This window comes from Pseudomonas sp. M5A4_2d (assembly GCF_053345295.1).
The window spans coordinates 1-15,682 of record NZ_JBKEZW010000024.1; the positions used below are offsets into that span (position 1 = coordinate 1).

12 protein-coding genes and 1 pseudogene are annotated in these 15,682 nt (G+C 61.3%); 11 read left to right on the top strand and 2 right to left on the bottom strand.

What is annotated here, in order from left to right; genetic code table 11:
• The coding region (locus ACLBW8_RS28410; RefSeq protein ID WP_447806899.1) for a retention module-containing protein at nt 1-1,245 on the bottom strand (1,245 nt) is incomplete at its 3' end.
• A gap of 337 nt (nt 1,246-1,582) precedes the next feature.
• Between ACLBW8_RS28410 and ACLBW8_RS28415 the strand changes: the two genes are divergently transcribed.
• The 11 genes from ACLBW8_RS28415 (at nt 1,583) to ACLBW8_RS28465 (ending at nt 15,342) form a co-directional block, all read left to right on the top strand.
• Nucleotides 1,583-2,941: a TolC family outer membrane protein gene (locus ACLBW8_RS28415; RefSeq protein WP_064450091.1), complete on the top strand. Its 1,359-nt coding sequence runs from the start codon at nt 1,583-1,585 to the stop codon at nt 2,939-2,941.
• A gap of 41 nt (nt 2,942-2,982) precedes the next feature.
• A complete protein-coding gene (locus ACLBW8_RS28420) occupies nt 2,983-5,139 on the top strand; it encodes a type I secretion system permease/ATPase (RefSeq protein WP_447806900.1) in 2,157 nt (718 codons plus the stop codon).
• Nucleotides 5,129-6,493, top strand: coding sequence for an HlyD family type I secretion periplasmic adaptor subunit (locus ACLBW8_RS28425; protein ID WP_064450092.1), 1,365 nt, complete (start codon nt 5,129-5,131; stop codon nt 6,491-6,493). The genes ACLBW8_RS28420 and ACLBW8_RS28425 overlap by 11 nt, the downstream gene beginning before the upstream one ends.
• Before the next feature lie 214 nt (nt 6,494-6,707).
• A complete protein-coding gene (locus ACLBW8_RS28430) occupies nt 6,708-7,601 on the top strand; it encodes a TauD/TfdA dioxygenase family protein (RefSeq protein ID WP_064450093.1) in 894 nt (297 codons plus the stop codon).
• Between the two features lie 26 nt (nt 7,602-7,627).
• Nucleotides 7,628-8,482 carry an ABC transporter ATP-binding protein gene (locus ACLBW8_RS28435; RefSeq protein ID WP_447806901.1) on the top strand — a complete coding sequence of 285 codons (855 nt, stop codon included), beginning with the start codon at nt 7,628-7,630 and terminating at the stop codon, nt 8,480-8,482.
• An 11-nt stretch (nt 8,483-8,493) separates the two neighbouring features.
• Nucleotides 8,494-9,342 carry an ABC transporter permease gene (locus ACLBW8_RS28440; RefSeq protein ID WP_447806902.1) on the top strand — a complete coding sequence of 283 codons (849 nt, stop codon included), beginning with the start codon at nt 8,494-8,496 and terminating at the stop codon, nt 9,340-9,342.
• A 131-nt stretch (nt 9,343-9,473) separates the two neighbouring features.
• The gene (locus ACLBW8_RS28445; RefSeq protein ID WP_447806903.1) at nt 9,474-10,100 is read left to right on the top strand and encodes a TonB family protein; all 627 of its coding nucleotides are present in this window, start codon (nt 9,474-9,476) and stop codon (nt 10,098-10,100) included.
• Nucleotides 10,101-10,152: 52 nt separating this feature from the next.
• On the top strand, nt 10,153-11,073 hold the full coding sequence (locus ACLBW8_RS28450) for a LysR family transcriptional regulator (RefSeq protein ID WP_447806904.1): 921 nt from the start codon (nt 10,153-10,155) through the stop codon (nt 11,071-11,073).
• Nucleotides 11,074-11,284: 211 nt separating this feature from the next.
• Nucleotides 11,285-12,820 carry an MFS transporter gene (locus tag ACLBW8_RS28455; RefSeq protein WP_407017955.1) on the top strand — a complete coding sequence of 512 codons (1,536 nt, stop codon included), beginning with the start codon at nt 11,285-11,287 and terminating at the stop codon, nt 12,818-12,820.
• A gap of 15 nt (nt 12,821-12,835) precedes the next feature.
• Nucleotides 12,836-13,894: an HlyD family secretion protein gene (locus ACLBW8_RS28460; protein WP_407017954.1), complete on the top strand. Its 1,059-nt coding sequence runs from the start codon at nt 12,836-12,838 to the stop codon at nt 13,892-13,894.
• Entirely contained in the window at nt 13,891-15,342 is a 1,452-nt protein-coding gene (locus ACLBW8_RS28465; protein ID WP_221293604.1) for an efflux transporter outer membrane subunit, read from the top strand. Before ACLBW8_RS28460 ends, ACLBW8_RS28465 begins: the two co-directional genes overlap by 4 nt.
• Before the next feature lie 142 nt (nt 15,343-15,484).
• Here ACLBW8_RS28465 and ACLBW8_RS28470 read toward each other — a convergent pair.
• Nucleotides 15,485-15,682: pseudogene (locus ACLBW8_RS28470) on the bottom strand (hypothetical protein); the annotation flags it as partial.

Genomic DNA, 15,682 nt, shown 5'->3' on the forward strand with positions numbered 1-15,682 from the left:
AATCACCGAGCCATTGCTCAAAGTGACAGTCACTGGGGTCTGCGCTGGGTTGGTCAACGTAGCGGTATAAGTGATCTGACCGCCTTCGGTCACGGTATTGCCCGCCGTCAGCGTGACGGTGGTGGTGTCGATCGAATCAGTAATCGTGGTGACCGCAGGCGTCGTGCTCGGCACCAGATTTTCAAAGTTGCCGCCGGTTGCGCCTGTGATAGTGGTGCTGACAGTGCTGCCGTTGTTGTAGACGTCGTTAGCCGGGGTATCGACCACAACCGTGCCAACCGACTCGCCAGCCTTGATGGTAATCACCGAGCCATTGCTCAAAGTGACAGTCACCGGGGTCTGCGCTGGATTGGTCAACGTAGCGGTGTAGGTGATCTGCCCACCTTCGGTCACGTTTTGACCTGCGGTCAGCGTAACGGTAGTGGTATCGATGGTATCGGTAATCTGAGTAACGGCCGGATTAGGGTCGAGGGTCAGTACCAGGTTGTTGCCGCCGGTGGTGCCGGTGACGTTGACGGTGATCTGGCTTGCGTCGATGTAGGGGCTGTCATTCGGTGCCAGCGGTACGTTGACGGTGCCGGTCAGCTGGCCGGCGTTGATCGTGATCACCGCGCCATTGGACAGGGTGATGCTCAGGTCGCTGGATGGCGCCTGGGTCACGGTGGCGGTGTAGGTCAGTACGCCGCCGGCTTCGGTGATGGTTGGGGTCGCGCTCAGGCTCAGCGTCGAGGCCTGCAAGGCCAGGTTGCCCGTGTTGGCGGCGGCCTGGGCGCCCGTGAGTTGGGTCAGTGTCGAAGCGCCCTGGCCCAGCGGGCCGGTCGGGAAACCAATCGTGGGGTCGACACGGCCAGCGGTTGCATCCAGTACAACGAAACTGTGGCCCCCGCCTGCAGCGCCGTTACCGGCCGCAGTCGCGCCGGCAGCGGTAGCTTCCAGGTCGGTGGTCGGGTCGGCGCCCGCGACGATGGCTTGTTGCAGCTCGGCAACCGACGGCGCAGCGTTTTCAGCGGCAGCGGCCAGGTCGGCGCTGGAGTCCGGCAAATCGGCGCTCCATTGGGTATCACGGCCCAGGTCCAGTGTGCGGCCGTCGGCCAGTTCCAGGCTGACAGCGCCAGACAGGCCAGTGTCTACCTGGTCGCCTGCGAACAGGCGGTCGCCCTCAACGAGGACTCGGCGCGTTCCTTCCGGAGAAATAACGAAAACTTGACCAACAATGCTTTTGACGATGGCAACAACACTGCTCATTAAAATTTTCTCCGGCGTTCCGTTCTGATGAAATCCATGTGGCAGCCCAAGTTAGGGCGCCAGACAGTAGGGGCGTAGTCTATGGTGTTAATGACGTCAAATATTTGGCTATATTTTTTAGCGATCTAGTTTATGCCAAACTATTGACCTTCTGGTCGCCATCCTAAACAATCGCCTCCGTAATGTCACATTGATATTTATGCGGCGAACCGTCCTACATGTGTGAAGCAGTTCCGCTTTTTGAACTTTCCGACGTACGGTCATAACGGTAGCCATTATCCGACGCAGCGAGGCCAATCGCTGTGATTTGAGACAAGAAGTCCTGGGGAATTTTTTAATGCGTCTGCACCTGTTTAAGGCAATACCGTTCGTCCTCGCCGCCAGTTTTGTACAAGCCCAAACATTGCCCCAGGCCATGCAGCAGGCGCTGGATGTGCACCCGGAAATTCAAGCCGGTGTAAATAGTCGTATCGCCGCCGATTACCAATTGCGCGCCGCCCAAGGTGGTTACCTGCCGCGCGTTGACCTGAACGCCGGTTACGGCCGTGAAGGCACCGATAACTCCACCACCCGTGCCGCCAACGGCCCAAACGGCAACCACTGGGACACGCTCAATCGCGGCGAATCCAGCCTGCGCCTGCAACAAATGATTTTTGACGGTTTCGCCACCTCCAGCGAAGTCGGGCGTCAACAAGCCAACGTTAATTCTCGTGCTTACTCGTTGCTGGGTACCTCCGAGCGCACCGGGTTGACCGTCGCCCAGGTGTACCTGGATGTGCTGACCCGTCGCGAGTTCGTGCGCCTGGCTGAAGAAAACCTGCGCAACCACGAACGTATCTACGACCAGATCAAATTGCGCACCCAGCGCGGCGTCGGCAACGGCGCCGACCAGGACCAGGCCGAAGCGCGCCTGGCCCAGGCCCGCAACAACCTGATCACCGAGCAGACCAACCTGGCCGACTCGCAGGTCAACTACCTCAGTGCCGTCGGCCAGATGCCCGACCAGCTCGAACGCCCGGCCCCGTTCATGGCCATGCTGCCGGCAGACCTGAATGAAGCGCGCCGCCAGATGCTCGACAACAGCCCGATCCTGCGTTCGGCCGAGTCGGACATTTCCGCCGCAGAGAGCCAGTACGAAGCCGCTAAATCCACGTTCTACCCGCGTTTTGATGCCGAGCTCGGCACCAACGCCGACAACAACGTGTCCGGCGACGCCAGCCACAACAACGGCTGGGAAGCCATGGTGCGCATGCGCTTCAACCTGTTCGCCGGTGGCAGCAACAAGGCTGACCTGCAATCCAAGTCGTACCAGGCCAGCCAGGCACTGGATATCCGCAACAACGCCTTGCGCCAACTCAATGAAGAACTGGGCCTGGCCTGGAACGCCTTGAACAATGCGAATGCGCAGTTGCCGGTAGCCCAGCAATACGTGGATCACAGCACCCGGGTGCGCACGTCCTACCAGCAGCAGTTTAGTCTCGGCCAACGTACCCTGCTGGATTTGCTCGACAGCGAGAACGAATTGTTCACCGCTTCCCGTCGCTTGGAAGAGATCAAGAACATTCAGTTATTTACTCAATATCGAATCAAGGCGACCATGGGCGAATTGCTCAAAAGCCAGGGAGTGGTCGCACCGATGGCCTCCGTCGTGCAAAACGACGTGAAGCCTAAAGTCCAACTGCCTGGGATGAATTGAGTCACCCCAATAGCCCCATCTGTTAGTCGAGAGTGCAGCGCGTGGAATCCGAAGTCAGTCGAGTTCATCTCAGTCATGATCCACGCACGCTGCACGACGACCCGTTACTGGACGGGTTGTTGGCGCTCTGTGCCCTGCATCAGAAACCTGCCAGCGCAGCCATGCTCACCACAGGCCTGCCGCTGCCTTCGCAGCGGTTGAGCGCTGAGCTGCTGCCTCGCGCCGCCGCGCGTGCCGGGCTGCAGGGGCGGTTGCTGCAACGCAAGCTCGAACAGATTCCGACGATTGCACTGCCCGCGCTGCTGCTGCTCAAAGACGGTCGCAGTACCGTGCTGGTCGGCTGGCAAGGCGAAGACGAAGCGCGGATCCTGCTCAGCGAAAGCGACGGCGGTGAAGTGCTGATCAAGCGTGAGCAGTTGGCCGAGGACTACATCGGCAAGGTCTTCTTCGCCCAGCCTCAGCACAAATTCGACGTCAACCACGGCTCCCTGATTCCCCGGGCGCGTTCGTGGTTCCGTGACACCCTCATGCGCTCGCGCTGGCTCTACACCGACGCCATCGCTGCGAGCTTCCTGATCAACATCATCGCCATGGCCGCGCCGCTGTTTGTGATGAATGTGTATGACCGCGTCGTGCCGAACCAGGCCACTGCCACCCTGTGGGTGCTGGCCGTGGGCATCTGCGGCGCTTACCTGTTCGACCTGATCCTCAAAAGCCTGCGCAGCCTGTGCCTGGACCTGGCCGGTAAAAAGACCGACCTGATCATCTCGGCCACGCTGTTCGAGCGCATCGTCGGCATGTCCATGAAGTACCGCCCGGCGCGGGTCGGCAGCTTTGCGCAGAACATCCATGAGTTTCAGAGCCTGCGCGATTTCCTCGCGTCGCTGACCCTCACCAGCCTGATCGACCTGCCGTTCACGCTGCTGATTTTCCTGGTGATCGCCATCCTCGGCGGCCACCTGGTGTGGATTCCGGTGCTGGCGTTCCCGCTTGCCCTGGGCATTGGCTACGCCCTGCAAAAACCGTTGGTGGCGACCATGGAACGAACCATGGCCCTGGCCGCCGAGCGCCAGTCGAGCCTGATCGAAACCCTCGCCGGGCTGGACGCGGTCAAGGTCAACAACGCCGAAAGCGAGCGCCAGTACGGCTGGGAGCAAACCATTGGCACCCTGAGCCGGCTTGAGCTGCGCGTGAAGTTGCTGTCGGGCCTGTCGATGAACATGACCCTGCTGATCCAGCAACTGGCTGGCGTGATCATGATTGTGTTTGGCGTGTACCAGATCATCGACGGCAACCTCAGCATGGGCGGCCTGATTGCCTGCTACATGCTCAGCGGCCGCGCCTTGAGCCCACTGGCCTCGCTCTCCGGCCTGCTGACCCGTTACCAGCAAGCCAAGGTCACCATGACCTCGGTGGACCAGATGATGGAGCTGCCCCAGGAGCGCAATTTCGAAGAGCGCCCGATGAGCCGTCGCACCCTGCAAGGTGCCATCGAGTGTCGGGGCTTGAACTTTACCTACCCGAACCAACAGAACGCTGCGCTGAAAAACATCAACCTGGTGATCAAACCGGGCGAGAAAATCGGCATCATCGGCCGCAGTGGTTCAGGTAAAAGCTCCCTCGCCAAACTGATCGTCGGTCTTTATCAGCCGGACTCCGGCGCGTTGCTGGTGGACGGCGTCGACGTGCGCCAGATCGATGTGAGCGAACTGCGCCACAACATCGGCTACGTCGCCCAAGATATCCAATTGCTGGCCGGCACCCTGCGCGACAACCTGGTGTCCGGTGCGCGTTATGTAGAAGACGAAATGGTCCTGCAAGCCGCGGAGCTGGCCGGCGTGCACGAATTCGCGCGTCTGCACCCCCAAGGCTATGAGCTGCAAGTCGGCGAGCGTGGGCAGAACCTGTCCGGCGGCCAGCGTCAGAACGTCGCCCTGGCTCGCGCATTGTTGCTCAACCCGCCCATCCTGCTGCTGGACGAACCCACCAGCGCCATGGATAACACCGGTGAAGAACGCTTGAAGCAACGCCTGCAAGCCGTGGTGCAAAACAAGACCGTGGTGCTGGTCACCCACCGTGCCTCACTGCTCTCTCTGGTGGACCGCCTGTTGGTCGTCGACCGTGGGCAGATCCTCGCGGATGGCCCGAAAGCCGTGGTTATGGAAGCGTTGAAAAAGGGGCAGATCAGTGTTGCTTAACTCCATCAAAAGCGCGGTCGGCCGCTATTTCAAAGGCTCCGACTCCCTGCGCAACCAGCCCCTGCCCGAGGTCAACAAAGCCCTGATCGAAGATGCACCGCGGGTTATCCGCCTGACCATCTGGGCGATCATCGCGTTCTTTGTATTTCTGGTGGTATGGGCGGGGTTCTCCAGCATCGACGAAGTCACCCGTGGCGACGGCAAGGCGATTCCGTCGTCCAAGCTGCAGAAAATCCAGAACCTGGAAGGCGGCATCGTCTCCGAGTTGTATGTGAAAGAAGGCCAGATCGTAGAGGCTGGCGCACCGTTGATTCGCCTCGATGACACGCGGTTTGTCTCCAATGCCGGTGAAACCGAAGCCTTGCGCCTGGCCATGCAACTGCGTGTGGAGCGTCTGAGCGCGCAGGTGGATGATCGCCCGTTGAACATCCCTGACGAGGTGCTCAAGGCCGCCCCAAGCCAGGCCGCCAACGAGCGCTCCTTGTATGAAAGCCGCCGCCAGCAGTTGAAGGACGAAGTGGGTGGCTTGCAGGAGCAATTGGTGCAGCGCCAGCAGGAACTGCGCGAATTTACCTCCAAACAAGGCCAGTACCGCAGCCAGTTGTCCCTGCAACGCCAGGAAATCAACATGTCCGAGCCCTTGGTGGCGCAGGGTGCGGTGTCGCCGGTTGAAGTCTTGCGCCTTAAGCGCGCCGAGATGGAAACCCGCGGTCAGCTCGACGCCACCACCCTGGCGATTCCCCGCGCCGAATCGGCGATCAAGGAAGTGCAGCGCAAGATCGACGAAACCCGTGGCAAATTCCGCAGTGAAGCGCTGACCCAGCTCAACGAAGCCCGCACCGAACTGAACAAGGCCGAATCCACTGGCCGCGCCCTCGAAGACCGTGTCAGCCGTACGCTGGTCACCTCGCCAGTGCGCGGTATCGTCAAGCAGTTACTGGTCAACACCGTGGGCGGCGTGATCCAGCCTGGCAGCGACATGGTCGAAATCGTACCGCTCAACGACACCCTGTTGGTGGAAGCCAAGATCCGCCCGCAAGACATTGCTTTCCTGCACCCGGGGCAAGAAGCGATCGTTAAATTCACCGCCTATGACTACACCATCTACGGCGGCCTGAAGGCCAAGCTGGAACGCATTGGTGCCGATACCATCACCGATGAAGACAAAAAAACCACTTACTACATGATCACCTTGCGCACCGACCGCAGCCACTTGGGCACCGATGAGAAGCCATTGCTGATCATCCCCGGCATGGTCGCCTCGGTGGACATCATCACCGGCAAGAAAAGCATCCTGAGCTACCTGCTCAAGCCCATCATCAAGGCGCGGGCCGAGGCGTTGCACGAGCGGTAATCTCTATCGCCTGCCAGGGCCTCATCGCAGGCAAGCCAGCTCCCACATGTTGATTTGTGAACACATTCAAATGTGGGAGCTGGCTTGCCTGCGATGGCGCCATCAGCTTCACTGCAGATCCCAACCCTAATGCATATCGATATTCACTAACGGTATTTAAGCGTCCGTTCTTATATCTATAAAGTCACTCCCCTGTCCGACCGGGAGTGCCCTCATGTCCGCTACCTCTACTGTTCCAACAGCGACCTCTACCGCCCAATCTTTCGAGATTCGCCCGTTCCCCGGTAGTGTCGGCGCCGAGATCATCGGCCTGGATTTATCCCGCCCGGTCAACCACGAGGACTTCGCGCGCATTCATCGCGCTCACCTCGACCACCATGTTGTGGTCTTCCGTGACCAGCGAATCACCCCCGAACAACAGATCGCCTTCAGCCGTCGCTTCGGTGTGCTGCAGATCCACGTGCTCAAACAGTTCCTGCTGGCCAACCACCCGGAAATCCTGATCGTCTCCAATATCATCGAAAACGGCCAATCCATCGGCCTGGGCGACGCGGGTAAATTCTGGCATTCGGACCTGTCGTACAAAGAGCTGCCCAGCCTGGGCTCGATGCTGCACGCCCAGGAGCTGCCCTCCGAGGGCGGTGACACGTTATTCGCCGACATGCACAAAGCCTGGGACCAATTGCCCGAGCACCTGCGCAAAGCCGTGGAGGGTCGCAGCGCTGCCCACTCCTACACGGCGCGTTACAGCGAGACCAAATTCGAAGGCAACTGGCGCCCGACCCTGACGCCCGAGCAACTGGCCCAAGTGGCGGAAGTGGTGCACCCGATTGTGCGCACCCACCCGGAAAACGGGCGCAAAGCGCTGTTCGTCAGCGAAGGTTTCACCACCCGCATCGTCGGCCTGCCGGAAGACGAAAGCCGCGATCTGTTGGCCCAGCTCTACGCCCACAGCGTGCTGCCGCAAAATATCTACCGCCACCAGTGGCAGCCCCACGACCTGGTGTTCTGGGATAACCGCTCGCTGATCCACCTGGCCGCGGGTTGCCCCAGCTATCTGCGCCGCAAGCTGTTTCGCACCACCATTCAGGGCGACGCGCCTTTCTGAAGCTTATTCCCGGCAAGAGAGTTGAAATGAACGCGCCCCTGCAAGGCCACGCGGCCAGCAACCTGAATATCGCCATCGAACCCCTGTTGGCGGTGGATAACGTCAGCCTTGAATACCGCACCCCCGAACGCGTGGTGCGGGCCACGCACCAGGTCAGTTTCGAGATCGACCCGGCCGACCGTTACGTGCTGCTCGGCCCCTCAGGCTGCGGAAAATCCACCTTGCTCAAGTCCATCGCCGGGTTTATCAAGCCCTGCGAAGGCGAGATTCGCCTGTTGGGGCAAAAGGTTGATGAGCCCGGCCCGGATCGCATCGTGGTGTTCCAGGAGTTCGACCAACTGCCGCCGTGGAAAACCGTCAAGCAGAACGTGATGTTCCCGCTCCTGGCGTCGAAAACCTTGAAGCGTCGCGAAGCCGAAGAGCGGGCCCTGCATTACCTCGAAAAAGTCGGCCTCAGTGCCTTCGCCGATGCTTACCCGCATACCCTTTCCGGCGGCATGAAAGCCCGCGTGGCCATCGCCCGTGCGCTGGCCATGCAACCGAAAATCCTGCTCATGGATGAACCCTTCGCCGCCCTCGATGCCCTGACACGACGCAAAATGCAGGAAGAGTTGCTGCTGCTGTGGGAAGAGGTGCGCTTCACCCTGTTGTTCGTCACCCACTCCATCGAAGAAGCGTTGGTGGTGGGCAATCGCATCCTGTTGCTGTCGCCGCATCCCGGGCGTGTGCGTGCGGAAATTCACAGCCATCAATATGACCTGCACAGCCTGGGTGGCGCGGCGTTCCAGGCGTCGGCGCGGCGGATTCATCGGCTGCTGTTTGACGAAGCGCCCGAGGCCGAACGTGAGTTGGGTTTCGCTGATATCCGCATCGCCTACTGAAGGGACACTCCATGCGCCAGGAATTTGAAGTCACCCTCGAACCGCTGCTCAGCGTCCCCGTGGAACGCGAGCTCCCCTTGCGTCAACGCCTGTGGCAGCAAGGTTGGCTGCGTAAGAGCCTGATTCTGATCGTGTTGGCGATCCTCTGGGAGGCAGTCGCCCGGTATCAGAACAATGACTTGCTGCTGCCAAGTTTCCTGCAGACCTCGCACGCACTGTTCGACGGCCTGCTCAGTGGTGAGTTGCTCAGCAAAGTGAGTATCTCGCTGGCGGTGCTGATCAAGGGCTACCTGATCGGCATTGTGCTGGCGTTCGCCTTGACCACGCTGGCGGTGTCGACCCAATTGGGGCGCGACCTGCTCAGCACACTGACCTCAATGTTCAACCCGCTGCCGGCGATTGCCTTGCTGCCGCTGGCGCTGCTGTGGTTTGGCCTCGGGCAGAACAGCCTGATTTTCGTGCTGGTGCATTCGGTGCTGTGGGCCTTGGCGCTGAATACCTACTCCGGGTTTCTCGGCGTGTCGGAAACCCTGCGCATGGCCGGTCGCAACTATGGCCTCAAGGGCATGCGTTTTGTGCTGTTCATCCTGATCCCGGCGGCGCTGCCGTCGATCCTGGCGGGCCTTAAAATCGGCTGGGCGTTTGCCTGGCGTACGTTGATTGCCGCCGAGCTGGTCTTCGGCGCCACCAGCGGCAAGGGCGGCTTGGGCTGGTACATCTTCCAGAACCGGAATGAGCTGTACACCGACAAGGTGTTTGCCGGCTTGGCCGTGGTGATTCTGATCGGCCTGCTCGTGGAAAACCTGGTGTTCGACACCTTCGAGCGGCTGACGGTGAAGCGTTGGGGCATGCAGCGCTGATCCTACTTATCCGTAGGACCGTTCCTGTTCAAATAGGAACGATTGCTCTTTGGCTGCGCTGGCTCCGATAATGCCGGCCACCTCTGACGCCGTCCTGGCATCAGGCATGCCCGGTAAAAGGATTTACGAAGATGCGGTTTATTGTCTTGGCAGCGGCCTTGTTATTGTCCACCCCGGTGCTTGCTGAATTCGCGCCCGAAGCGATATACATGGCCAAGCCGCACTATCCCGCAACGTTGACCGCCACCCAAGGGCATGCGCGCATCAGCCTGAATATTCACAGCGACGGTACGGTCAGCGACGTCAAAGCGCTCAGCGCCACCAAGCCAGCTTTCGGCGCAGCTGCAGTGGAAGCGGCCACACAATGGCGCTTCAAATCCTGGGCAGTGACAGCTGATCGGCCAGCGGTGATCAAGGCGCAAAACGACATGGTCTTCACGCCTGAACTGCCAAAAACCGAAACGCTTCAACTGACCTTTACACAAACCACCTATCAATCCTGCAGTGCGTTGAACGAGGAAGTCCGCCATTTCCGTCGCGACCATCCCACCCGCCCGTTGATCGCCATGAAGAGCTTTGCCATTACCCGAGTGGCGGTGATGTTCCCGGCATTAAGCGGCAAAGACGACTACAACGAAGGCCTGGCCCGGGCGGATGAGCTGGAAAACGCCTTGCCGGAAATCGTGCGCAAGTGCCAGGCTTATCCCAAGAGAACCTACGCTGAATACCTGCCTCGTAAGTTGAAGCGTTACCTGTAAAGCCTGCTACGATTGCGCCCAACTCACTCCCCATTGGCCACGAGTGCTTGGCATGCAACTACCGGACATGAACCTGCTGGTCGCCCTCGACGCCTTGCTTGACGAGGGCAGTGTGGTGGGTGCCGCGCGGCGCATGAACCTGAGCCCGGCGGCCATGAGCCGCACGCTCACGCGGATTCGCGAGGCCGTGGGTGATCCGATCCTGGTGCGCGCCGGTCGCGGCCTGGTGCCCACGCCCAAGGCGTTGCAGTTGCAGGGCCAGGTTCGCAATGTGGTGGAGCAGGCCGCGTTGCTGTTTCGCTCGGCGGATCAGGTCGACCTCAGCACATTGCGCCGCCGCTTCAGCGTGAGGGCCAATGACTTTTTTGTCGGCGTGTATGGCGGTCGGTTGTTCGACACCATGGAGCGCATGGCGCCGCTGTGCGAGCTGTGTTTCGTACCCGAAGGCGACACCGACGACGATGCGCTGCGTGAAGGGCGCCTGGACCTGCGCGTGAGCAACACGCTGCCGTCCAGCCCCGAAGTGAAAGTACAGAATTTGTTTTCCACCACCTTCGTCGGCCTGGCACGAGAAGATCACCCGCTGTTCGACGAAGAAATCACCGCCGCGCGTTTCGCCAGTTATTCCCACATCAGCATCTCGCGGCGTGGCATCGCCCGTGGGCCGATTGATACTGCGCTGAACGCCCAGGGCCTGGAGCGTCGCGTGGCGATGATCGCGCCCGGCTTTCACGGTGCGATGTTCATGCTGCCCGATTCCGACCTGCTGCTGCCGGTGCCCAAGGAAGCCCTCTTGAGTGCCACGCGCCTGAACCTGCCACTGCGCTCATTCCCGCTGCCGATCTCCCTGCCGACGCTGGTTCTGGCGCAATCCTGGCACCCCCGCTTCGACAAAGACCCGGCCCACAAATGGCTGCGTGAGACCATGCGCGAGAGCTGCCATGCCACGTGGCTGGAAGCCCAACCCACTTAAACTGTGGGAGCTGGCTTGCCTGCGATCGCCTCACCTCGGTCTGCCTGACAGACCGAGTTGTCTGCATCGCGGGCAAGCCCGGCTCCCACAGAATTTCGTTGTTCCTAACAGTTGCGTCTGGCGCACTTATAACCTGCCGACAAGTAACTTTTTTGTCATGTATAAGCCTGATTAAACTGCTCGGGTATTTATAATCCCGAGTTACCTGTTCATGACATCCCTCGCTGCCCCCGCCCTCCAGGCTGCAGCCAAACCTACAGCCCTGAACCCGCCCGTATTCGGCCCGCGCATCATCATTGGATTGGTCGGCGTGTTGCTGGCGGTGCTGGTCTCCGGTCTCAACGAGATGGTCACCAAGGTCGCCCTCGCTGATATTCGTGGTGCGCTGTACATCGGCTTTGACGAAGGCACCTGGCTGGTCGCCGCCTACACGGCCACCTCCGTCGCGGCCATGGCCTTTGCGCCCTGGTGTTCGGTGACGTTTTCCCTGCGCCGCTTCACGCTGTGCGCCATCGGTTTGTTCACCGTGCTGGGGATCCTGTGCCCGTTTGCGCCGAATTACGAAAGCCTGTTGGTGCTGCGTACCGTGCAAGGCCTGGCCGGCGGCGCGTTGCCGCCGATGCTGATGACCGTGGCGCTGCGTTTCCTGCCGGCCAACGTCAAGCTGTATGGCCTGGCCGGCTATGCGCTCACTGCCACCTTCGGGCCCAGCCTGGGCACGCCGTTGGCGGCGTTGTGGACTGAATATGTCGGCTGGCAGTGGGCGTTCTGGCAGATCGTGGGGCCGTGCCTGCTGGCGATGGCCGCGGTGGCCTACGGCTTGCCGCAAGACCCGTTGCGCCTGGAACGTTTCAAGCAGTTCAACTGGCGCGGCCTGCTGCTGGGTTTTCCGGCCATCTGCATGTTGGTGATAGGCCTGTTGCAGGGCAATCGCCTGGATTGGTTCGAGTCCGGCCTGATCACGTTCCTGCTAAGCGGCGGCACGCTGTTGCTGGTGCTGTTTTTGATCAACGAGTGGTCGCAGCCGATTCCGTTCTTCAAGTTGCAGATGCTTGGCCTGCGCAACCTGGCGTTTGCCCTGATTGTGCTGGCCGGCGTGCTGATGGTGCTGACCTCGGTGATCATCATCCCATCGAGTTTCCTCGCCCAGGTCCAGGGTTACCGGCCGCTGCAAACCGCGCCGGTGATGTTGTTGATGGCGTTGCCGCAGTTGATCGCGCTACCGCTGGTGGCGGCGCTGTGCAACCTGCGTTGGGTCGATTGCCGGTGGGTGCTGGGGATCGGTTTGAGCATGCTGGTGCTGTGCTGTGTGGGTAGCGCACACCTGACCTCGGAGTGGATTCGCGACGATTTCTACGGCCTGTACCTGCTGCAAATTTTCGGTCAGCCGATGGCGGTGTTGCCGCTGCTGATGCTCTCGACCGGCAGCATCCAACCCATGGACGGGCCGTTCGCCTCGGCGTGGTTCAACACCGTCAAAGGCCTCGCCGCCGTGGTCGCCACTGCCGTGATCGACGTGCTGACCACCCAGCGTTTGCACTTCCACTCGACGATGTTGGTGGACCGACTGGGCAACTCACCGCTTGCCGACGGCGACGCGGCGGGCCTGGCGCACCGCCTGCACCAACAGGCCGTGGTACTGACCTCCTCGGACCTCTATTACGTCATGGCCGGTGTCGCGGTGGCGTTGATCCTGCTGATTTTCTGGATGCCCACGCGGATCTTTCCGCCTCGCGCACCGACCTAGCCTCAAGGACTTCTCATGAAACGCAAAGACAAAATTGCCGTCGCCGTTATTGCCGTGTTTGCCGTCGGCGTGTTGGTTTATCTGGTCGCGCCGGGCCTGTTGGGCAGCAAGCGCCAGACCACCAACGACGCCTTCGTCGCCGCCGACTTCACCCTGGTCGCACCGCGTGTGGCCGGCTTCATCAAGGAAGTGCTGGTGGAAGACAACCAGCGCGTAAAAGCCGGCCAACTGTTGGCGCTGATCGATGACCGCGATTTTCGCGCTGCCGCCCAGGCGGCCGATGCCGATACGCTGGTCGCCCGGGCCCAGCTGAAAAACGCCACGGCGACCCTGGAGCGACAAAGTTCGGTGATTGCCCAGGCCCAGGCCACCGTGTCGGCTGACCGCGCCGAAGTGGCCTTCGCCGAGCATGAACTGAACCGCTACAACCACCTCGCCGGCGTGGGGGCGGGCACGGTGCAGAACGCGCAGCAGGCCAAGACCCGCATCGACCAGGCCACCGCGCGCCTGGCCAGTGCCACGGCGGTGTTGGCGGCCGAACGCAAGCAAGTGGAAATCCTCACCGCCCAGCGTGATGCGGCCGAAGGCGGACTCAAACGTGCCCAGGCCGCGCTGGAAATGGCCAGCTATCAGCTGTCCTACACGCGCATCGTTGCGCCGGTGGATGGCATGGTCGGTGAGCGTGCGGTGCGGGTCGGCGCCTATGTGACGCCAGGCAGCAAGATCCTCGCGGTAGTGCCATTGGCCGAGGCCTATGTGGTGGCTAATTTCCAGGAGACTCAACTGTCGCATATGCACGCTGGCCAAGCTGTGCAGGTGCGCGTCGACAGCCTCGACGGCGAGTTGCTCAACGGCCACCTGGAAAGCCTGGCACCCGCCACCGGCGTGACGTTTGCTTCGGTCAAGCCGGACAATGCCACCGGCAACTTCACCAAGGTGGTGCAGCGCATTCCGGTGAAGATCATCCTCGAGCCGAACCAACCGCTGACCGAGCGCCTGCGCGTCGGCATGTCGGTGGAGGCCAGTGTCGACACCCAGTCGGTCGCGCAACCGCGTGAGGTGGCCCAGCAATGAAGCCATTTGCCTGGCTCACCTTGAGCCTGATCAGCCTGAGCGCTTGCACCGTCGGCCCGGATTTCCAGCGGCCCCAAGGTCCGCAAGTCACGCAGTGGAGCGAGCCCCAGGGGCGTCAGGCTGCCAGTCGCGCCGTCACCGATCCCTTGCAGGAGCGCTGGTGGGACGTGTTCCACGATGAGCAACTCTCGGCCCTCACACGCAGGGCGCTCACCGATAACCTCGACCTCAAACTGGCCAGCAGCCGCCTGCAACAAAGCCGCGCCGTGCGCCAGGTGACCACCGCCGAGCGTTACCCCGAGGTCAGCGCCAAGGGTGATTACCTGCGCCAACGCAACAGTGGCAAAGGCTTGAACGACCCGTCTGGTGAGAGTGGCCGGTCGGCTTACAACCAGTGGGACATGGGCTTCTCTGCGGCCTGGGAGCTGGACTTCTGGGGCCGGGTCAAACGTGAAACCGAAGCCGCCGACGCCACCCTGCAAGTTGCGGAAAATGATCGCCGCGCCGTGCTTTTATCGGTACTCGCCGAGACCGCCCAGGACTACATCCAACTGCGCGGTGTGCAGAACACCCGTGCCGTCACCGAGCAAAACCTCGACGTGGCCCGGCACAGCCTCAAGCTCTCGCAACTGCGCTTGGCCGACGGTGTGGCGACAGACCTTGACGTGGCCGAAGCCGCCGCCCAGGTCGCTGCCATTGAAGCGCGCCTGCCGGATTTGCAGCAGCGCCAGGACCAGCTGATCAACGCGCTGAGCCTGTTGATGGGCGAGCCGCCGCAAGCGCTGCACGCACAATTGTCCAAAGACGCCGCCGTACCGCAAACTCAGCGCCAGGTCGCGATCGGCCTGCCGTCGGAGTTGGCCGAACGCCGCCCCGATATCCGTCAGGCCGAGGCGCGCTTGCACGCCGCCACCGCCAACATTGGCGTGGCCAAAGGCGATTTCTACCCGCGTATCACCCTGTCCGGCAGCCTCGGTTCCCAAGCGCTGCAGTTATCGGATTTCGGTTCGTGGGGCTCCCGAGCGTTCGCCTTCGGTCCGCAGTTCAGCCTGCCGCTGTTCAACGGCGGGCGCCTGCAAGGCATGTTGAACCTGCGTGAAGCCCAGCAACAGGAAGCGGCCCTGGCGTATCAGCAAACCGTGTTGCGCGCCTGGCATGAAATTGACGACCAATTGACTCGCTACAACGCCACGCAACTGCGCCGCGACAGCCTCGCCGAAGCGGTGCGCCAGAACCAGATAGCACTGAGCACCGCGCAACAGCAGTACGTCGAAGGTGTAGTGGATTTCGTCAACGTGCTCACGGTGCAAAGCGCGCTGCTGGCGACGCAGGAACAGTGGGTTGAAAGCTCCACTGGCGTGTCGTTGGCGATGGTGGGGTTGTACAAGGCGTTGGGTGGCGGTTGGGAATCCGTCTACCCCGAAACAGCCTCCCTTCCTGCAGGCTGAATACAACCCCCTGAGGGAGCGGGCTTGCCTGCGATGACCATAGGTATCTACGCAACTCTTTGTGTCGCTTTAAGCCTGTGAGGGGTTAGGTAGATTGAGTACATATCCGTTGCTGCGGTAACGGCTGCTTGGGGTTCCGCCCTTACGGCGGGTCACTTTTGGCAAACGCCCCAAAAGTAACCAAAAGGTCTTTGCCCCACCACTCGGTGCCTCGCCCAGGCTCGGCATGCCCGCACTCCGGCTTGAATCCGTGGGCCGCCGCAATGGGCCATCCTTGGCCCAGTGCGGCTAACCCGGCGTCCTGCCGGGTTACCCACGGATTCAAGCCTGCGTTCGGCCA

Coding starts and splice junctions, on each gene's coding strand:
- ACLBW8_RS28415 (WP_064450091.1), top strand. CDS start 1,583: ATGCGTCTGCACCTGTTTAAGGCAATACCGTTCGTCCTCGCCGCCAGT.
- ACLBW8_RS28430 (WP_064450093.1), top strand. CDS start 6,708: ATGTCCGCTACCTCTACTGTTCCAACAGCGACCTCTACCGCCCAATCT.
- ACLBW8_RS28435 (WP_447806901.1), top strand. CDS start 7,628: ATGAACGCGCCCCTGCAAGGCCACGCGGCCAGCAACCTGAATATCGCC.
- ACLBW8_RS28440 (WP_447806902.1), top strand. CDS start 8,494: ATGCGCCAGGAATTTGAAGTCACCCTCGAACCGCTGCTCAGCGTCCCC.
- ACLBW8_RS28445 (WP_447806903.1), top strand. CDS start 9,474: ATGCGGTTTATTGTCTTGGCAGCGGCCTTGTTATTGTCCACCCCGGTG.
- ACLBW8_RS28450 (WP_447806904.1), top strand. CDS start 10,153: ATGCAACTACCGGACATGAACCTGCTGGTCGCCCTCGACGCCTTGCTT.
- ACLBW8_RS28455 (WP_407017955.1), top strand. CDS start 11,285: ATGACATCCCTCGCTGCCCCCGCCCTCCAGGCTGCAGCCAAACCTACA.
- ACLBW8_RS28460 (WP_407017954.1), top strand. CDS start 12,836: ATGAAACGCAAAGACAAAATTGCCGTCGCCGTTATTGCCGTGTTTGCC.
- ACLBW8_RS28465 (WP_221293604.1), top strand. CDS start 13,891: ATGAAGCCATTTGCCTGGCTCACCTTGAGCCTGATCAGCCTGAGCGCT.